Origin of the sequence: Flavobacterium zhairuonense (assembly GCF_004352915.1) — a bacterium.
Lineage (GTDB): Bacteria > Bacteroidota > Bacteroidia > Flavobacteriales > Flavobacteriaceae > Flavobacterium > Flavobacterium zhairuonense.
In genome coordinates, this window is sequence record NZ_SJSY01000075.1 from 160,773 (window position 1) to 181,169 (window position 20,397).

Sequence of the window (20,397 nt, forward strand, 5' to 3'; positions counted from 1 at the left end):
GCTAAAAGAATATGTTAAAATACTCTAAGTTTGTATAAATTAATTAAATCAGAATTATGAAAAAGAACCTATTTTTATTAGGATTATTAGTTTGCTCTATGGCTACAATGGCGCAGACAGAAAAAGCAGACAAGCCAGAAAGCTGGTATTTTAAATTAGGAGGATCTTATTTTAACCAGACAGCTTCAACTGAGTTTCCAGAAGTTGGAGGCCAAGCACCAAACAGAGATGTTTATTCAGGGACTTTAACAAATAATAAATTAGTTTCAAGAGAAAGTGTAACAGGTTCTTTCGGACAAGGTTTCAGAAGCGGAATTACTGGAGGTTACCGTTTTTCAACACGTTTAGGAGTTGAATTGTCAGCTAATTACTATATCAGTAATAGCAAAACAATGGCTCAAACAACTGACAGACTTATTTCATATAACCCAAATACAACAGTTGCTACTTACGTAAGTTTTACTGCAGAAGGACAAATCAAAGCTTTTGATTTGGCACCAGCTATTGTAATGTTTTTAGGAGAAGCTCACGGTTTTGAACCATATACTAAAGTTGGAGTTATTGTTCCAGTGCATGGTACATTAGATATTGAAACTACAAGAGATTATGTAAGTTTTGCTGGAGCTAATCAAGCTCAAGTTGCAGCTACTAAAGCTTATTCAAAAGATGTAGTAAAACCAAATGCAACAGTTGGTTTTATGGCGTCTATTGGTACTTCTTATAAATTAGGAAAACATATTTCTGCTTTTGCTGAATTAGAATACCGTAACTTCACAGTACACGGAAAAACTAAAGAAACTACAGAATATACTGAAAATGGAGTAGATAAATTAAATACTTCAACTTCATTTAGAGCAGCTTCATATTCTGCTAATCATACTAATTACCATAGTTCAATTGATGCTAATTCTAACAGTATGGTTACAAATGCTGCTGGTTTTGATAGCACAAAAGCTACAGATGATTTAAGTTCATACGTTGGAATTTCAGGTTTAGGTTTGACTTTAGGAGTTAAATATAGCCTATAATTTTCCAGAGTTTTTATAGTTTATAGTTTAAAAAAAAGAGGATATTCGAAAGAATATCCTTTTTTTATGCGTTTTTTTTTTGTCATTTCGAGGAACGAGAAATCACACGCGGAATCGACAAAGATTAATAATATATGTTGCAGAATTTCTAGTGTGATTTCTCCTTTCAGTCGAAATGACAAACAGTGGCGTTTATTTTGAAGCTTCTCTAAACTCTTTCAAAACTTGATCAATAACCCAAGTCGTTCTTGCACCAGAAATTCCTTTTGAAGGAGAAGCATTTTCTTCTCCTAAGAGCTCGGCAATAACTGTTTCAATAAAAGGTTGTTGAATATGCAACGGATTTTCAATTAAAATGCTTTCTTTTTCACCATTTGTATATTGAATGTGAATTGGATCATTCCCAAAAGTAGAGAACGAAATTTTTCCCTTATCACCAACAATTTCGGTATTGTCGTAACGCTCGAAACTGGCAAAATTCCAAATTCCAGATCCGTGAATTCCGTTTTCAAATAAGAATGACATTGAAACTGAATCTTCGGCAGGATAAGCTAATAATTGAGAAGTCGCATGCCCGCGAACTGATTTTATCGGACCTAAAACAAAATCTAGGAAATCTAAAGTGTGACAGGCTAAATCAACAAAAATTCCGCCTCCAGAGATATGCGGTAAAACCGTCCAAGGAAGATTGATTTCGTCATCATAACGTGCTTCAAAAGGATGATATAAAACACAGTTCACATGTCTAATATTTCCTAATTTTCCTTCATCTATTATTTCTTTTATTTTTAAAAAACGAGGCAGACCTCTTCTATAATAAGCAACAAACAACGGAACATTGTGTTCTTTGCAAGCACTAATCATTTCGTTGCATTCTTCAAAAGTCAGGGCCATTGGTTTTTCGACATAAACTGGCTTTCCAGCTTTGGCACATAAAACAGTATATTCTTTATGGGAGGATGGAGGAGTAGCAATATAAACGGCATCAACTTCTGGATCATTTATTAAATCTTCAGCATTCGAATACCATTTTGGGACATTGTGACGTTTGGCGTAATCTTCGGCAAGAGCTGCGTCTCTTCGCATAACGGCAACTAAAGCTGAATTTGGAGCTTTTTGAAAAGCCGGTCCGCTTTTTACTTCGGTCACATTCCCGCAGCCGATAATTCCCCATTTTATAATTTTCATGGTCTAAGTTTTTAGTTTCTCAAATTTAAAAAAGGTTTGCCACGAATTGCACGAATTACCACGAATTCTTTTTTTTGCCACAGATTAAAAGAATTTTCACAGATTATTAAAGTAAACGCATAGATATTAAAATCATTTTAATCCTTTTAATCTGTGGCAAAAAAATAACCACGAATTACACATTTCTCACAATTTAAATTCGTGGAAATTAGTGTAATTCGTGGCTAATAAAAATTAGTTTAAAGTCTTATTTCGAAGGCAAGGCTTTGAAACCCATATTGTAAAGTGTAAAAGCTTGAATATCTACATTTTCTTGAATTGTAGCAGCAACAGATTTTCCTGCTCCGTGCCCCGCTTTAACATCAATTCGAATTAAAACCGGATTTTCTCCAGCTTGTTTTTCCTGTAATTCAGAAGCAAATTTGAAGCTATGTGCCGGAACTACACGATCATCATGATCTCCTGTTGTTACAATTGTTGCAGGATAATGCGTTCCTTGTTTAACATTGTGAACAGGAGAATATCCTTTTAAATACTCGAACATTTCTTTGCTGTCTTGAGCAGTTCCATAGTCAAAAGCCCATCCTGCACCTGCAGTAAAAGCGTTGTAACGAAGCATATCCATAACTCCAACTGCTGGCAAAGCTACTTTCATCAAATCAGGACGCTGTGTCATAGTTGCACCAACTAATAGACCTCCGTTTGATCCTCCACGAATAGCTAAATAATCAGATGAGGTATATTTTTGAGCAATTAGATATTCTGCAGCAGCGATAAAATCATCAAATACATTTTGTTTTTGCTGTTTTGTTCCTGCATCATGCCATTTTTTTCCGTATTCACCTCCACCTCTTAAATTAGCAACAGCATAAACGCCACCGTTTTCCATCCAAACTGCATTTCCAATACTGAAACTTGGCGTTAAGCTGATATTGAATCCGCCGTAACCGTAAAGGATAGTTGGATTTTTGCCGTCTAATTTTGTTCCTTTTTTATAGGTAATAATCATTGGAACTTTTGTACCGTCTTTTGAAGTATAAAAAACTTGTTTTGACTCATAATCTTCGCTTTTGAAATCTACTTTTGGCTTCTGATAAATTTCAGATTTTCCAGATTTTGGCTCAAATGAGTAAATACTGATTGGCGTTGTATAATTAGTAAAACTGTAATACAAGAGTTTTTCGTTCTTTTTTCCGCCAAATCCAGCAGCGGTTCCAATTGCAGGAAGTTTGATTTCACGAACTAATTTTCCGCTGTAATCATATTGCTGTACAAAAGAAACTGCATCTTTTGTGTAATTAGCAAAGAAGTATCCTGCTCCTGTTGAAGGCGATAAAATATTCTGAGTTTCTTTGATGAAATCTTTCCAGTTTTCTGGTTTCGGGTTTGACGCATCAACTGTTACAACACGTTTGTTAGGAGCATTAAAATCGGTTTCGATGAACAATTTGCTTCCTTCATTTTCAATAATGCTGTTGTCGCTGTTGAAATTGTCAACAATAGTCACAATCGGACTGTTTGGTTTAGTCAAATCTTTGATGTACAATTCATTTCCGTAAGTCGAATTGGCTGCCGAAATCACTAAATAATGATTGTCTTCAGTTACATAGCCGCCAACATATCTCCTTTTTTGATCGGCGCCAAAAATTACTTTGTCTTCTTTTTGAGCAGTTCCTAATTTATGGAAATACAATTTATGCTGATCTGTTTTTGCAGAAAGTTCGCTTCCTTTTGGTTTGTCATAACTTGAGTAATAGAAACCTTCGTTTTTGTGCCAAGAAATCCCACTGAATTTTACATCAACCAAAGTATCTTCTAAAACTTTTTTAGAAACAGCATCAATGATAATTACTTTTCTCCAGTCGCTTCCGCCTTCAGAAATTGCATAAGCTGCTTTTGTGCCATCTTCAGAAAAATCCAATCCACCAAGCGAAGTTGTTCCGTCTTTAGAGAATGTATTTGGATCTAAGAAAACTTCTTCTTTGCCATTTTGATCTTTTCTGTAAACTACTGATTGGTTTTGAAGTCCATTGTTTTTGGAATAATAAGTAAACTTCCCTTCTTTAGATGGAGCGCCTATTTTTTCATAATTCCAAAGCTTTTCCATACGAGCTTTTAACTCATTTCTAAACGGAATTTTATCTAAATAACCATAAGTAACATCATTTTGAGCTTTAACCCAAGTTCCAGTTTCGGCAGATTTGTCATCTTCCAGCCAACGATACGGATCGCTTACTTTTGTGTCAAAATAAACATCGACAGTTTCACCTTTTTTTGTTTGCGGATATTGAATTTTATTTTGACCAAATGAAATTCCTGCAGTTGTAATTGCCATTAGTAGAAATGTTTTTTTCATATTTAAGTTTGTCGGTTTTAACAAAAATAGCATTTTTTGTGAGAGTAGTAAAAAATTAACCGCAAAGCACGCAAGGAGTTTTTACGCAAAGCACGCAATAATTAATCTCGCAAACGCGCCAAGTCGCAAAGAATTTTAAAACTTTGCGTCTCTGCGACTTTGCGAGATTTTTTAAACGCTAAGCTAAAATAAAAACTTTGCGAACATTGCGTAATTCTTTGCGCGCTTTGCGGTTAAATAAAAATTATAAATTGAAATTAACCCCTAAAACGATGTTTCTTCCAATATTTGGAATACCATCCGTTTTTAATCTTGAAAGGTGCGCAATGTATTTTTTATCGAATAAATTGTTTCCGTTTAGGTTTACATCAAAAGCTGTTTTTCCTAGTTTTACAGTTCCTCCAAAACCTAAATTTACCAAAGTATAACCTTTAGAAGCTGTTTCAAATCCGCTTACATTATCTTGACTGAAAGTAGAAGAAACATTCAAAGAAGCAAAACCTTCACTTAACCAATTTTTGATATTGAATTCTGTTCTAAGCGTGTTGTTCCAATTGTTTGCCGGAATCAAAGGCAAATAATCATCATTGTCTTTTTTGCCTGTTACGGTTTCAAAACTAGTTTCAAAGTGCAACCAATCTAAAGGATGCGGATGAATATGCAAACCTGCTTCGCCTCCAAATAATTTTGCATTGTCTTGAACATAAGCAAAAACGTCATTGTTGTCTAAAGTCTCTCCTGTTGGTGAAGTGTAGATATAATTGTTGACGTGATTGTAAAATCCGTTGATGAAAAATTCAAAATGCGAATTTTTGTATTCTAAATTAACATCAGTCTGAACGTTTTGTTCTGTTTTTAAATTTGCGTTTCCAATTTCGTAACGATTTGTTCCTTCGTGAACACCATTAGAAGTCAATTCAGCTAAATTTGGCGCTCTAAATCCTGAAGCAACATTTAGACGAAGAGTAAGTGGTTCAGCCAATTTTGTTTTATATCCCAAAGAAGCATTAAAACTGTCAAATGATCTATCCAAAGCTTGAAAATAGCCTTCTTCGCCTTCAGTTCCGTGCGCAATAGAATTGATATTTCGGTTGTCAAAACGCAATCCAGCTTGTAAAACGCTGTTATCCCATTCGTAATTCGCCGTTCCAAAAACGCCAAAATCGTTAGTTGTTGCGTCCGGAATCAAATATTCTTCTCCCGAATTTGTATTCGTTTGATGCATTCCCTGAACGCCTAAAATAGTTTCAATTTTTCCGAATTTTGGGAAATGATATTTTGCATTATAATTGAAAGTGTTTAATTTCATGTGAAGAGAAGCTTCGTTGCTGTCTTCAAATTCGCTTCTATCATTGGCAATATAGCCTAAATCAACATCCAGTTTTGAGTTTTCAAAAAATACGGTATTGTTCAAGCTCAATAAATGATTAAAAATACCTTGTCTCGGAAATTCAGTGTCTTTGCTTGACGATTGTTCCGCAATTCCTTCTTCCGGAATTCCAATATCAAGTTTGTTGTAATTGTACCTTAAAACGCTTGAAAAAGTTGAATTGCTGTAGCCAATTCCAGTTTTAAAATCGGTTTCGTTGTAACGCGAATTGGTCACGCGATCGCCTCCTGAAATTTTATAATCAGAATGTGTGTTGTAACTTCCGCGTGCTAAAAATTTCCAGTTATCTGTTGAAGTTTTTAATCCGATAGAAGAATTGCTTCCCTGTGTATTGGTGAAATATTTCTGGCTGAAATTGGCTTTAAAATCACCAGCATCAGCAAATTTTTCTGGATTGAAATATAAAACACCGCCTAAAGCATCTGAACCATACAATAAAGAAGCTGGTCCTTTAATCACTTCCACACTTTCAATTCCGGCATCATTTAAACCTAAACCATGTTCGTCTCCAAATTGTTGGTTTTCGATACGAACGCCTTGTGAATAAACCAAAACACGATTGCCGCTAAGTCCACGAATTACCGGTTTTCCGATAGAAGTTCCAGTTGAAATTTGAGCAACTCCAGGAATCGTCGCCAAACCTTCAATCAAAGTAGATGTTCCTTTTTGTTGTAATGTTTTGATGCTTTCGTGCTCAATTTTCATTACGTTTTGCGATTGTAGTTTGTTGAATGGAGTAGAAACGACTACTTCGTCCATTTCCATGATTGATTGTAAAAGCGTAATGTTTAAAGTGTTTTCTTTTGCGAGTTTTGCAATGGTTTGATTTTGATTGGCATAACCCACAAAATTGAAAGCAAGGCGTAAACTTCCGTTTGGAAGATTGTTTAATTCGTATTTTCCGTTTGTGTCTGTTGTTGTTCCTTTATGTAATTCGGGAGCATATACTGAAACGCCTGGCATTGGCTGATTTTGATTGTCGGTAACAATTCCTGAAACCGAATTTTGAGCAGAAAGCATGCTCGAGAACCCTAAAATTAGGGCTAATAGTATTTTTTTCATTTGGAAATGATGCTATAGTTAATTGATTTTTCTTTCGAATAAGAAAACAAAACAAACAATAAAGCATTCTGATCCTGATTGTTTAAAATAGGATTAGAAAACTCAATGAAATCTGAATTTTAAATTGAAAGAAATGAAATTTGTTTTCGAATAATCGAAATCTAAGAAACTAAAGCAACTGGAGGTCCCCGAAGTAAATAAACGCTTTTTGAAAAGGAGCGGATATTTTCTGAAAACGAAAAGAAATAAGGAATTTCTCTATGAAAAGAATGAAACTGAAAAGAAAAAACTTCGGCAACAGTATAACTTCCAAAAGCAAAACTACAAACATAACACAAATCGTAATTATGATGCTGATGTGTTATTTCTCCGCTTGGATCATTGTAAGCGTGATGACACTGTTTTTCTGAAAGTTGTTTTACAATATGCTCAAAACTGTGCAACGACTGAAACAATATTGTGAACAATATTGTCAGCGTCATGGAAACACTTAATATGAGCTGTTTTCTTTTCATGCTAGGCAAAGGTATAAAAGCGGATTGAAAAAATGAGTCCTTTTTCGATTTCTGTTGCAGATTTATTGAAAAAAGTGCAACAAATGCTTTTGTTCACTCTGAAAAAGAGAATAATTGTTTTCAAATCGCATCTTCAACTGGCATTATATTATATTTGTATGTAAAATAAACTTACGGCAAAAAACGTTTAAACTTGAAAACCTCTTTAAAACCAAAATTCGATATGCGATTATTTTTTACTTGTTTGTTTTTTGTTTCATTTTTGAATGTCTTTTCGCAGCAAGAAGTGAAACCTGAAATCAAGCCAGTAATCAAAATCGATTCTTTATATCGAGAGGATCAATTTTATTTTTCATTGACATATAATCTTTTGGTAAATACACCAGAAAGATTGAAACAAGACAAATTTTCTGCTGGACTTTCTGGCGGATTTTTACGCGATATGCCAATTAATAAAAGCAGAACTGTCGCCATTGCAGCCGGATTTGGATTGACTTATCAGAACTTTTACCAAAATTTTACAGTTTCAGAAGATACAAACGGTGCACCTATTTATGGCGTAAATGACTATGGTGAATTTGTTTCCAACCGATACCGACAATATTCTGTTGATCTTCCAATAGAATTCAGATGGAGAAATTCAACTTATGAAAGCACCAAATTTTGGAGGGTTTATGGTGGTGTAAAATTGAGCTATGTTTTCTCAAGCAAATCAATTTTAGACGATGGAGAAAACACTTATAAAATAAAGAATAATCCAGATGTCAATACATTTCAGTACGGAATTTATCTCGCAACGGGTTACAACACCTGGAATATTTATGCCTACTACGGTTTAAATCCTTTGTTTGATTCGGTTTCAACAATTTCTGGCGAAAAAGTAAATATGAAAGCCATGAATGTTGGGCTTATTTTTTACATTTTATAGCCATAAAAACAAGAAGAGCAATTGCGGCAAGACGCCAATTGATAATCCAATAAAAATTTCTTTCGAGGTATGTGCCTGCATTTCTAATCGCGATGAGGCAACAATTCCGGTCAATAAAATTAATAATGCTGGCCAATATGGATTTTGCATTTGCAAATGCATATTCATTCCAATTACAAAAATGCAGCAACCACTAATAGCGGCTACATGCAGACTTGCCTTTATTTTAAATAAAGAGCATACCAAAGCTAAAATTGTAGTGAACAATGCGCCCAGAAAAAAGAAATGCAGTTCTGGATAACGCGTAATGATAATACTTCGTTTTACTAATAAAATATATAAAAAACATTGAAGTATCAAAGGAATTTTTCGTTGCGAGGTCTCGTGAACCATTATAGAAGTCACGTGTCCTGTTGATTTTAAAAGTAGAAAAAACAAAATCGGAACTAAAATCGTAATAATCAGAATTTGAAATAAAACAAAGTATTTTTCATTATTCGAAAACGCATCTTCTTTACAAAAAAGATAAAATAATGTGGTGTACATCGCGATAAAAATCGGATGAAAGATATAAGAGAATAAAGGCAATATTTTTTTCAAAACGCGGTTATTTGTGGGTATTCAACAAATATAATGAAATAATGGTTTTCGCCACGAATTACACGAACTTCCACAAATCCTATTTTGTTAATTAACATTTCATTTGATTTTTAGCTTGAGATTAAAAGATTTTTACAGATTAAAATCATTTGAATCCTTTTAATCTCAAGCTAAAAATTAAGTTATAATTCGTGGAAATTCGTGTAATTCGTGGCAAACCTTTTTTTAAATTTGACAAAAAGAATTTCTAAATGAGCATAAATCTTAAAAGCCTTATCCCGGTTCTTGATGCCGAATGGATTGGCTCAAATTCGGATGTTTTTATCGATCATATTTCAATTGATAGCCGTTCACTTCAAAATGGATCTAAAACTTTGTTTATTGCGTTGTCGGGCATAAACAATGATGCTCATTTGTATATTGAAGAACTTATTGAAAAAGGAGTTCAAAATTTTGCTGTTCAATATGTTCCTGAAAATGTAAAAGGAAAAGCTAATTTTTTAGTCGTAAAAAACACTTTAAGCGCTTTACAGCAATTTGCCAGTTACTACAGAGATTTATTTGATTTTCCTATCATTGGTTTAACTGGAAGCAACGGAAAAACAATCGTAAAAGAATGGCTTAATTTCCTGTTAAGCCCGGATTATAACATCATCCGAAGTCCAAAAAGTTATAATTCTCAAGTTGGTGTTCCATTATCTGTTATTGCAATAAACGAAAAACACAATTTGGGAATTTTTGAAGCTGGCATTTCGACAGTAAATGAAATGGAAAAACTTGAAAAAATTATCAAACCTAATATTGGTGTTTTAACAAGCATTGGTTCTGCGCACGATGAAGGCTTTGAGGATTTGGAGCAAAAAATAAAAGAGAAGCTTTTGCTTTTCAAAAAAACCAATGTCATTATTTATCAAAAAAACGAACTTGTTGATAAATGCCTTGTTGCTTTTTCCGCAGAAAATCCAATTCAGGATAGAACATTTTTTTCATGGAGTTTTAGTGATAATTCTGCCGATGTTTTTATTCTGAAAAAAGAAACTAAAAATGAATCAACAATCATTCAATATCAATATGAAAATAAAGTTTCCGATTTAGAAATTCCGTTTAATGATTCGGCTTCAGTTGAAAATGCGATTTCATGTTTATTGGTTTTGCTTTATTTTAAATATGATTCCAAAACCATTCAAAACCGTGTGCAAATGCTGTATCCGGTTCAAATGCGTCTTGAGGTCAAAAACGGAATCAACAATTGCAGTATAATCGATGACAGTTACAGTTCCGATTTTCAGTCGCTTAAAATAGCTTTGGATTTCCTGGAAAGCCAGCAAAAAAAGAACGCCACAAAAACAGTAATTCTTTCAGATATTTTTCAAAGCGGATTTTCGAATGAAGAATTGTATTCGAAAGTTTCGCAATTGGTTTCAGCTAATAAAATCAATCGCGTAATTGGCATTGGCCCAACGATTTCTTCTTTTAAAGATAAGTTTTCAAATTGTATTGCATTTCAGGATACAGCATCATTTATTGAAGCATTTGAAAGTTTGAATTTCCATAATGAGACTATTTTAATTAAAGGTGCAAGATCTTTTCAGTTTGAAGAAATTGTTTCGCTTCTTGAAGAAAAAACGCATGAAACGGTTCTCGAAATCAATCTCGATTCTATTAGTCATAATTTGAATTATTACAAATCAAAACTTGCCGATGATGTCAAAATCATGGTGATGGTAAAAGCGTTTGGTTACGGAAACGGAGGTTTGGAAATAGCCAAATTACTGGAACATCATAAAGTAGATTATTTAGGTGTGGCTTTCGCCGATGAAGGAATTTCCCTGAAAAATGGTGGAATCAAATTGCCAATTATGGTTTTGAATCCAGAATCTACAAGTTTTCCGTCGATAATTCAATATAAATTAGAACCAGAAATTTATAGTTTAAAAGGATTAAATGCCTTTTTGAAAATTGCCAAAGAAAAGAATTTAAAAGATTTCCCGATTCATATCAAAATGGATACAGGAATGCATCGTTTAGGTTTTGAAGAAAATACAATCGACGAATTGATTCAGACTTTGAAAAACAATTCAACCGTTCGGGTTCAAAGTATTTTGTCGCATTTGGCAACAAGTGATGATCCAAAACATTTTGAGTTTGTCGAAAAGCAAATCGGTTTGTTCGAAAAATTATCTTCTAAATTAATGTCAGAATTAAATATAAATCCGATTCGTCATATTCTGAATACTTCGGGAATCAGCAATTTCCCGGATGCACAATATAATATGGTACGTTTAGGAATTGGTTTGTACGGAGTTTCTAATGATTCATCGGAACAAAAATATTTGGAAAATGTTGGAACACTAAAATCGATTATTTCACAAATCCGAACTATTCCAAGTGGTGATAGCGTTGGCTACGGACGCCGTTTTATGGCCGAAAAAGAAACCAAAATCGCCACAATTCCAATAGGTTATGCTGACGGAATTTCAAGATTATGGGGAAATGAAGTTGGTTTTGTAACGATTAAAAATCAAAAAGCCAATATTGTCGGAAGTGTCTGCATGGATATGCTGATGGTTGATGTCAGCCATATCGATTGTAAAGAAGGTGATTCAGTTATTATTTTTGGTGAAAGCCCAACTGTTATTGAAATGGCCGAAGCTTTAAAAACAATTCCGTACGAGATTATGACCAGTATTTCCCAGCGCGTGAAACGGGTATTTTTCAGATAATTTTAAGAACTTTCAAGAAAATTGCGTATTTTCGGTATTCACTAATTATAAATGTAAATAGATACGATATGGGATTTTTTTCAGAATTTAAGGCATTTGCAATAAAAGGCAACGTGGTTGATCTTGCTGTTGCAGTAATTATTGGAGCGGCATTTGGTAAAATTGTAAGTTCATTTATTGAAGATGTAATTACACCACTAGTATTAAAACCGGCTTTAGAAGCTGCGCATTTAGAAAAAATTCAAGATCTTACCGCTTTTGGCGGTGTAAAATATGGTCTCTTTCTGTCGGCAGTAATTAACTTTATTATTGTTGCTTTTGTTTTATTCTTGGTTATTAAAGGAGTAAACAAACTTAAAAAAGAAGAAGCTCCAGCTCCACCAGCTGGCCCAACGCAAGAAGAATTGCTTACTCAAATTAGAGATTTATTAAAAAATAAATAAAAATATAATACCGCTACACTAAGTCTAATTTAACCACCTTCTAAAGAGGTGGTTTTTTTACAAATTGTTTATTTTATAACATTTTGTTATTTTTTGTGAATCGCCTTGCGGAGACTTTTATTATACTTATTTTTGCCATACAAATTTGATTATAGAATTATTTAAAAATATAAAAATGAGAATTGCAGTTGTAGGTGCTACCGGAATGGTTGGCGAAGTAATGCTTAAAGTTTTAGCAGAAAGAAATTTTCCTGTTACAGAATTAATTCCTGTTGCTTCTGAAAGATCAGTAGGAAAAGAAATTGAATATAAAGGAACAAAATATAAAGTTGTTGGTTTGCAGACTGCTGTAGATATGAAAGCTGACATCGCAGTTTTTTCTGCTGGAGGAGATACTTCATTAGAATGGGCTCCAAAATTTGCGGCTGCTGGAACAACTGTTATCGACAACTCATCAGCATGGAGAATGGATCCGACTAAAAAATTAGTAGTTCCAGAGATCAATGCTTCAGTTTTAACTAAAGAAGATAAAATTATTGCAAACCCAAACTGCTCTACTATTCAAATGGTATTGGCTTTGGCGCCTTTGCATAGAAAATACAACGTTAAAAGAATTATTGTTTCGACTTACCAATCAATCACAGGAACTGGTGTAAAAGCGGTAAAACAATTAGAAAACGAGTACGCAGGAATTCAAGGTGATATGGCTTACAAATATCCAATTCACAGAAATGCGATTCCTCATTGCGATAGCTTTGAAGAAAACGGATACACTAAAGAAGAAATGAAATTAGTTCGCGAAACTCAAAAAATCCTTGGTGATAATACGATCAGAGTTACAGCTACCGCAGTTCGTGTACCGGTTGTTGGCGGGCACAGTGAGGCAGTAAACGTTGAGTTTACAAATGATTTTGATGTGAACGAAGTTCGTGAAATTCTACACCATACTGATGGAGTAGTGGTGCAGGATAATTTAGATACATTCACTTACCCAATGCCATTATATGCTGAAGGTAAAAATGATGTTTTTGTTGGAAGAATCCGTCGTGACGAAAGCCAACCAAACACATTAAACATGTGGATCGTTGCTGATAACTTAAGAAAAGGTGCAGCAACAAACACAATCCAAATTGCTGAATATTTAATTCAAGCTGGTTTGGTTTAAGCCGAGATTAAATTAAATTGTTATAAAGAAAAAGCCGTAATTGCAGTGATGTTATTACGGCTTTTTTGATTTAAAGCTGTTCAAATTAAAATCTTATTTTGATATTTTTAATTATCTATTTGGTCTATTTTTAATATTAAATCCTTGTATTTTTGACATCATATCAATTAGAAAAATAATGGATAAAAACCTTAACTACATAGAAGATCATTATATTGAATGGGAAGAAATAATTAAAGCAACAAATATTTCTTCAGAAAAATTAAAGCAACTTATTGATGATAAGCTTATTCCAAATGCTTCATATAATATAGATTCTGAAATAACAATAACTTCACCTTTAAATGACAGCTTCAAGATTATTGTTTCAAAGCAATACTTTGCAAAAAACATAATAGATCTGATCCATAATAATCAAACAGAAACGTATGAAAAACTAAGAGGAGAGTTCAAAGAAAAGTTGCTATTCAATTTAAAAAATCATGATTACAAAGAATTTGCTTACGGAAATATACTTAATGAAAATGATGAAATAGATCTTAAAAAAGCAGATAAAATATTTGATGAAGAATGGGATTATTTCTGTAAAGGAGTTTATGGAATCTGTACTTTAAATAATAATGAGAATGCTGTAATTGAAAAAGAAATTGTGATCAAAAGAATTTTAAATTTTATTGAGCAGAAGTCTTCAATATTGAGGAATGAAGAGAAAATACTTTTAAAAGAACTAAATGACGAACTAAATAAATCAACAAGTAACTTTGCGCCGTATCAGCGAGAATTAAGTAGTAGAGGAAAATATTTGGATAAGTTGCTGAGAGAGTTTTCTCTAGATGATTTGATTAAGAAATATGATTAAAATATAATTAAAAAGGCGAGAATCTAAATTCTCGCCTTTTTTGATATTAATATTCTGGAGCCAATTCTAATTCCAGTCCTTCCAAATCAGTTGTGATTGGAATCTGGCATCCTAAACGGCTATTTGATTTCACATAAAATGCTTCTGAAAGCATGGCTTCTTCTTCATCTCCCATTTCTGGCAAGGCAACATCATTCAGAACATAACATTGGCAAGAAGCGCACATCGCCATTCCGCCACAAGTTCCTTCAACAGGAAGTTCATATGCTTTGCATAATTCCATTATGTTCATTGCCATATCAGTAGGAGCCTGTAATTCATGAATAACTCCTTCTCGATCTTTAATCTTTATTAATACGTCCATTTTAATTATGGGAATTTTAATTTAGGATTTTATAACGTGAAAAAATCCTGGTTCAATTTAACTTGTTGGTTTTAGGCTGAATGCATATTCTTTTTGAGTGTTCTCTTTAAGATGCATTTTTACACCCAGCATATTGCCACCTTTTTCAAGCAATGTTACAACTGCAATTACAGAATAATAATCTCTATCGCCTTGAAAGATTAATGTTCCTTCGTAAGTTGAATTTACAACTCCTTGCTTATCTGTTGTAACAGAAACTTTTCTAGGATGTGCAAATTCAGCTGTGCTGTATGTTGCTTTGTTGGCAAATTTTGCTTTTCCTTCGGCAAAATCATATAAAAAATCATAATTGCCAATTCTCAAACTTCCCTCTTCATTTGATGTATTCGTATTAAATACAATCTGACCTGAAAACTTAAAATCTGACCATTCTTCAGATTCACTTACCCAAGCCTTGTCAACAATTAGAGTTTGTGCTTGCTGAGCATAATTTACAGATACAAAAAACAACAATAAGAATAAAGTGTAATAGTGTTTCATAAATTTAAGATTTAGGGTTATTTTACAAAAATAAGTTAAATTAGTAAAAACAACGCAACTAAAACTCTTAAATCTTTATATTGTTTTTTGTCGAATTCGCAATATTTGATATGATTTTGAACATTTTCATTGAAAAATAAAAGAAAAACATTCAAAAGAAATATTATTCTTGTTAATAATCAAAAATCATAAATGATTGCAAATTTTGATTTGCTACATTATGTTCACCACAGTTTCAATTTGTGGTGCATATTTTTTTATAGTAGTTTCAACGCCTGCTTTCAAAGTCATTTGATTAACGCTGCAGCTAATACAAGCGCCTTCAAGACGAACTTTGACATGCTTATCCTCATCGATAGAAATTAGCGTGATATCACCTCCATCAGATTTCAAAAAAGGCCTTATTTCATCTAAAGCCAATAAAACGTTATTTGTTAATTCTTCTGTTGTCATAATATTAATGTGTCAATTAGAAAATGTGTCAATTAGAAAATTTAATTCATTATCTAATTGGCACATTATCTCATTATCTAATTATTTTTTCACTGCAGAGCATCCAGCCATCGTTGTAATTTTAATGGCTTCAGTTGCTGGCAAGCTTTCGTTTCTGTTTACAGTTTCTTGTACAACATTTCGAGTGATTTCTTCAAAAACAGATTCGATTACTGAAGCTGTTTGCAAAGCTGCTGGACGACCGTAATCTCCTGCTTCACGAATAGATTGTACGATTGGAACTTCACCTAAAAATGGAACATCTAGGTCGGCAGCAAGATTTTTTGCTCCTTCTTGTCCAAAAATATAATATTTGTTGTTTGGTAATTCTTCTGGTGTAAAGTATGCCATGTTTTCAACAATTCCTAAAACCGGAACATTGATATTGTCTTGCATGAACATTGCTACTCCTTTTTTAGCGTCAGCAAGTGCAACAGCTTGAGGCGTACTTACTACAACCGCACCAGTTATTGGAAGCGATTGCATGATCGAAAGGTGAATGTCTCCTGTTCCTGGAGGCAAATCTAAAAGCATGAAATCAAGTTCTCCCCAATCTGCATCAAAAAGCATTTGATTTAACGCTTTTGCGGCCATTGGACCTCTCCAGATTACAGCTTGGCTTGGTGCTGTAAAAAATCCAATAGAAAGTATTTTGATTTCATAACTTTCAATTGGTTTCATTTTTGATTTTCCGTCAACTGTAGTCGAAATTGGTTTTTCGTTTTCAACATCAAACATAATAGGCATCGAAGGTCCGTAGATATCAGCATCTAAAATACCAACTTTGAATCCCATTTTTGCAAGAGTTACAGCAAGGTTTGCAGTAACAGTTGATTTTCCAACTCCTCCTTTTCCAGAAGCAACGGCAATAATATTTTTGATTCCTGGAATAGCACGACCTTTGATTTCGACTTTTTCAGGAACTTCAACTTTAATATTTACTTTGATTTTTGCATCAGCAGAGATTAAGTCATGGATTGTTTTTTTAACATCGTCTTCTGCTCTTTTTTTGATGTGCATTGCTGGAGTGTGAAGTACTAAATCTACTACAACTTCATCGCCAAATGTAATAACGTTGGCAACGGCGCCGCTTTCCACCATATTTTTACCTTCTCCTGCTATAGTGATAGTTTCTAGAGCCTTAAGGATTTCTTTTCTATCTAATTTCATTTTTAATGTAATTGTTTTCTATTGATGAAACTTGTTTAGATACTATATTTATTTAAACTTGTTTCAGAGTGCAAAGATAACAGATTAAGTTCGGATTCTTACTTTTTTTGAATCGTATTTATTGATATTGAAATTATTCAAAATGATGATGTTGTATTTTTTTTAAGCGATTTTAAAATGAAGAAACAAAAAGAAGTAATTTTTTGACTAAAGAAAAGTAAAATTTAAGCTTAAAATTGAAAAAAAGAAACCCGCCAAGATTCTGATTTGGCGGGTTTCCTAAAAAAAATGGTCTACAAGTTATTCGTATTTTAAATATTTCAAAACATCAATTTTAGTTACTTGATAGGCTTTTGTCAAGACAATCAGCAAAGTAAAAAACAGTAATGAAACTAATGCGATTGAAAATGGCAAAGTCGAAATGTTTATTCTGAATGCATAATCTTCAAGCCATTTTTGTAATAAAATATAAGCTGGAACAATTCCGATTCCAAATCCAAGCAAACAGAACAAGATATATTGTTTTGATAATTCTTTCAACAAAATATCAGTTTCTGCACCTAAGGTTTTTCTGATTGCAATTTCTTTCAATCTTCTCTCCATCGAAAATGATGCCAAAGCGAATAATCCGAATACAGCAATTATGATTACAACTAAATTTAAGATGAAAAACAAGTTCTTTTGCTTGATTTGTTCTTGATATGTTCTTGCAAATCCCTTATTAACAAATTCATATTCGAAAGGATAATCTGGATTTACATTTTTTGCCCAATATGTTTTTAATTTTTCTAATGTTTCAGTCAAATTATTTGGAGAAACCTTTACAAAAACGTTGTTGAAGTTGTTCCATCCCAAAGTTTTGATGTTTACAAAAACCATTGGAGGAACTTTATTTTGTAAACCCGTAATGTGAAAATCTTTTACAACGCCCACAATTTTGAATTTCAAATTACCGCTGTCGTTTTTAGACCAACCCGAGGTAATTATTGTGTTTATTGGGTTTTTTAAATTTAAAGTTTTAGCCAATGTTTCATTAATAAGCATGCTGCTTACGGTGTCTGAAGCAAATTTTGGAGATAAATCACGACCTTCAACGATTTTGATTTTCATCATTTCAAGAAAGCCAAAATCCATTTCTACATTTCGAGGTTGCACGAAAATGCCATTATGTGTGAATCCAGAGCTAGAATTTGTACTGCCTCCAAAACTTCCTGCAAAAGTAGAAACATCAACAACTCCAGGAATTTTTTTGATTTCGGGTTTATCAACGCCATATTGTTGTGTTCTTTTTTGTCTGTCTGGTTTGTTGTACGGAATCGAAATTACTTGATCGCCACTAAAGCCAAGATCTTTGTTCATCATATAATTTACCTGCGAATTGACAATCAAAGCGCCAATGATAAAAAACGCCGCAATTCCGAATTGAAAAATAAGCATCGAGTTACGAATCCAAATTCCGCTTTTGCTTCTTGAAAAATTACCTTTCAATACTTTTAAAGTCTCGAAATTTGAAATGTAAATGGCTGGGAAAATACCTGCAAGAATGATTACTAATCCAAAAATCATAATAAGTTGCAGGTAAAATTCGCTCCCATTCATGGTTAAAGTCTTCTTCAAAAATGTATTATAATACGGCAACGAAAGTTCTACTATTGCAAGTGCAAACACTATGGCAAGTACAACAATTATGGCTGTTTCAAATATAAATTGAGTGATAATCTGGTTTTTGGTAGCACCCACAATCTTGCGCACACCAACTTCTTTAGCACGTTTGATTGCCGATGCAGTCGCTAGATTGATGTAGTTTACCAATGATAAAACCAAAATCAAAATAGATAAACCAGCCATGATGTAAAGCAGTTTTAAATTCCCAACACCTTCTGGGAAGTTTTGTCCTGCTGAACTTTTTGTTCCGTGCAAACGTGACATTTGCAATTGGTCTAAAATAACAGTGATTTCGCCATTTTCTTTTACATATTGTTCTGGAGTTTGGCCATTTTCTTTAGCATCTTTTAAAGTTCGGTTTACATAATTTACGTTTTGCATTTTCTTTAAAACAGCAACAGGATCAGCATCTTTTTTGATTTTTACCAATAAACCGTAATTGAAATTTCCCCAGCTGTTAATGTCGTTTTCGCGTTTTACACCGCTAAAAACATAATTTGGCTCCATTGATGAAGGTTTAGTAATGCGATAAACTGATTTTACAGTATAGGCATTTGTGCCATAAGTGATCGATTTGCCAATTGGGTCTTCGTTCTTAAAAATCAATTTTGCTTGATCTTCGGAAATTGCAACGCTGTTTTTTTCTTTTAAGATATTGGTTTTAGCTCCGTTCAAAATTTCAAAAGGGAAAAAATCAAAGAAACTTTCATCGCTTACGGTAATCTTTTTGGCCATTAATTTTTGACCTTGATATTTGATAATATCTTCGTCATACCAAGTGTTGAAAAAACATATTTTTTCGATTTCTGGAATTGTCGCTTTGCAGGTTTCTCCAAACGGAATCGAGTTTGATCCCCAAGTATCGCCTGTTGCACCAATTTTATTCAGTACCATATAAGCATTTTCTTTGTTTGGATTCCATTGGTCGTATGAATGTTCATTATTCCAATATAAAATCGCAAAGATTACGCTGGCAATCCCAATGCTTAATCCTAAAACATTTAAAAACGAAAACAATTTGCTTTGCTTTAAATGATATATAAATATTTTAAACCAGTTAAAAATCATGGTGGTATGTTTTGTAGTTATTTAGGTTTTATAACCCGATTAGTTTTTTAAATCAAAGCCCATATTTTGCAGACAAATTCTACCAGAATTACGATTGCTGCTACGATAAATTTTACCATCATTTCCTTATTTAGCGTCCATAAAAACATCTACATTTCTCTGGTTTAATTTTTCAGAGAATATCACACCGTCTTTCATATGAATGGTTCTTTGTGAGAACGAAGCATCATAATCAGAGTGGGTTACCATCAAAATTGTTGCGCCTTTTGCGTGCAAATCGGTTAAAAGTTCCATTACTTCGTTACCGTTTTTACTGTCTAAGTTTCCTGTTGGCTCATCGGCAAGAATGATTTTTGGATCATTTACCAAAGCTCTTGCAACGGCAACTCTTTGTTGCTGACCTCCCGAAAGCTGTTGCGGGAAATGTTTCAAACGGTGCGAAATATTTAGTTTCTCAGCAATAGCTTCAATTTTTTGTTTTCTTTCTGATGCTTTTACATTGTTGTAAAGCAAAGGCAATTCAATATTATCGTAAACAGAAAGCTCGTCGATCAAATTGAAATTCTGAAAAATGAATCCGATATTTTCCTTGCGAACCTGCGCTCTTCCTTTTTCTTTAAGACCAATCATTTCTTGGTCTAATAATTTATAACTTCCATCAGTAGCGCTGTCTAAAAGCCCGATGATGTTTAATAAAGTCGATTTTCCACAACCTGACGGCCCCATGATAGTTAAAAAGTCCCCTTTTTTAATTTCTAAAGAAATACCGCTCAATGCTGATGTTTCTACTTCTTCTGTTCTAAAAACTTTGGTTAAATTTTGAATTGTTATCATTTTTTGT

The 20,397-nt window shown here is 33.3% G+C and carries 17 protein-coding genes; 6 read left to right on the plus strand and 11 right to left on the minus strand.

Going from position 1 to position 20,397, the window contains the following annotated elements; genetic code table 11:
• Positions 1-56: 56 nt before the first annotated feature.
• Positions 57-1,028, plus strand: coding sequence for an outer membrane beta-barrel protein (locus EYY60_RS17285; protein WP_132990557.1), 972 nt, complete (start codon positions 57-59; stop codon positions 1,026-1,028).
• 192 nt (positions 1,029-1,220) lie between these two features.
• Here EYY60_RS17285 and EYY60_RS17290 read toward each other — a convergent pair whose 3' ends face one another.
• The 4 genes from EYY60_RS17290 to EYY60_RS17305 all read right to left on the minus strand — a co-directional run bounded on the left by EYY60_RS17290 (position 1,221) and on the right by EYY60_RS17305 (position 7,539).
• A complete protein-coding gene (locus EYY60_RS17290) occupies positions 1,221-2,216 on the minus strand; it encodes a Gfo/Idh/MocA family protein (RefSeq protein WP_132990558.1) in 996 nt (331 codons plus the stop codon).
• Between the two features lie 247 nt (positions 2,217-2,463).
• Positions 2,464-4,572: a prolyl oligopeptidase family serine peptidase gene (locus EYY60_RS17295; protein ID WP_132990559.1), complete on the minus strand. Its 2,109-nt coding sequence runs from the start codon at positions 4,570-4,572 to the stop codon at positions 2,464-2,466.
• A 244-nt stretch (positions 4,573-4,816) separates the two neighbouring features.
• Positions 4,817-7,024 carry a TonB-dependent receptor gene (locus EYY60_RS17300; RefSeq protein ID WP_132990560.1) on the minus strand — a complete coding sequence of 736 codons (2,208 nt, stop codon included), beginning with the start codon at positions 7,022-7,024 and terminating at the stop codon, positions 4,817-4,819.
• Positions 7,025-7,185: 161 nt separating this feature from the next.
• Entirely contained in the window at positions 7,186-7,539 is a 354-nt protein-coding gene (locus EYY60_RS17305) for a hypothetical protein (protein WP_132990561.1), read from the minus strand.
• 223 nt (positions 7,540-7,762) lie between these two features.
• On the opposite strand from EYY60_RS17305, the gene EYY60_RS17310 reads away from it, so the two are divergent.
• Positions 7,763-8,467, plus strand: coding sequence for a porin family protein (locus EYY60_RS17310; protein WP_132990562.1), 705 nt, complete (start codon positions 7,763-7,765; stop codon positions 8,465-8,467).
• Here the strand turns inward: EYY60_RS17310 and EYY60_RS17315 are convergent.
• Positions 8,462-9,067, minus strand: coding sequence for a hypothetical protein (locus EYY60_RS17315; RefSeq protein WP_235832353.1), 606 nt, complete (start codon positions 9,065-9,067; stop codon positions 8,462-8,464). The two genes, EYY60_RS17310 and EYY60_RS17315, sit on opposite strands and share 6 nt — an antisense overlap.
• A 251-nt stretch (positions 9,068-9,318) precedes the next feature.
• On the opposite strand from EYY60_RS17315, the gene EYY60_RS17320 reads away from it, so the two are divergent.
• From EYY60_RS17320 to EYY60_RS17335, 4 genes are all read left to right on the plus strand, one after another.
• Positions 9,319-11,790: a bifunctional UDP-N-acetylmuramoyl-tripeptide:D-alanyl-D-alanine ligase/alanine racemase gene (locus tag EYY60_RS17320; RefSeq protein WP_132990563.1), complete on the plus strand. Its 2,472-nt coding sequence runs from the start codon at positions 9,319-9,321 to the stop codon at positions 11,788-11,790.
• Positions 11,791-11,858: 68 nt separating this feature from the next.
• Positions 11,859-12,233: a large conductance mechanosensitive channel protein MscL gene (gene mscL / locus EYY60_RS17325; protein ID WP_132990564.1), complete on the plus strand. Its 375-nt coding sequence runs from the start codon at positions 11,859-11,861 to the stop codon at positions 12,231-12,233.
• Positions 12,234-12,408: 175 nt separating this feature from the next.
• On the plus strand, positions 12,409-13,398 hold the full coding sequence (locus tag EYY60_RS17330; protein ID WP_132990565.1) for an aspartate-semialdehyde dehydrogenase: 990 nt from the start codon (positions 12,409-12,411) through the stop codon (positions 13,396-13,398).
• 178 nt (positions 13,399-13,576) lie between these two features.
• Positions 13,577-14,257: a DUF6058 family natural product biosynthesis protein gene (locus EYY60_RS17335; protein ID WP_132990566.1), complete on the plus strand. Its 681-nt coding sequence runs from the start codon at positions 13,577-13,579 to the stop codon at positions 14,255-14,257.
• Between the two features lie 46 nt (positions 14,258-14,303).
• Here EYY60_RS17335 and EYY60_RS17340 read toward each other — a convergent pair whose 3' ends face one another.
• The 6 genes from EYY60_RS17340 to EYY60_RS17365 all read right to left on the minus strand — a co-directional run bounded on the left by EYY60_RS17340 (position 14,304) and on the right by EYY60_RS17365 (position 20,390).
• Positions 14,304-14,621: a 2Fe-2S iron-sulfur cluster-binding family protein gene (locus EYY60_RS17340; RefSeq protein ID WP_047777672.1), complete on the minus strand. Its 318-nt coding sequence runs from the start codon at positions 14,619-14,621 to the stop codon at positions 14,304-14,306.
• Between the two features lie 57 nt (positions 14,622-14,678).
• Positions 14,679-15,161: a hypothetical protein gene (locus EYY60_RS17345; RefSeq protein WP_132990567.1), complete on the minus strand. Its 483-nt coding sequence runs from the start codon at positions 15,159-15,161 to the stop codon at positions 14,679-14,681.
• A gap of 213 nt (positions 15,162-15,374) precedes the next feature.
• Positions 15,375-15,614 carry a NifU family protein gene (locus EYY60_RS17350; RefSeq protein ID WP_026727037.1) on the minus strand — a complete coding sequence of 80 codons (240 nt, stop codon included), beginning with the start codon at positions 15,612-15,614 and terminating at the stop codon, positions 15,375-15,377.
• 81 nt (positions 15,615-15,695) lie between these two features.
• Positions 15,696-16,823, minus strand: coding sequence for an Mrp/NBP35 family ATP-binding protein (locus tag EYY60_RS17355; protein ID WP_132990568.1), 1,128 nt, complete (start codon positions 16,821-16,823; stop codon positions 15,696-15,698).
• A 300-nt stretch (positions 16,824-17,123) separates the two neighbouring features.
• Positions 17,124-19,556: an ABC transporter permease gene (locus tag EYY60_RS17360; RefSeq protein WP_132990569.1), complete on the minus strand. Its 2,433-nt coding sequence runs from the start codon at positions 19,554-19,556 to the stop codon at positions 17,124-17,126.
• A 126-nt stretch (positions 19,557-19,682) separates the two neighbouring features.
• Positions 19,683-20,390: an ABC transporter ATP-binding protein gene (locus tag EYY60_RS17365; RefSeq protein ID WP_026727034.1), complete on the minus strand. Its 708-nt coding sequence runs from the start codon at positions 20,388-20,390 to the stop codon at positions 19,683-19,685.
• Positions 20,391-20,397: the final 7 nt, after the last annotated feature.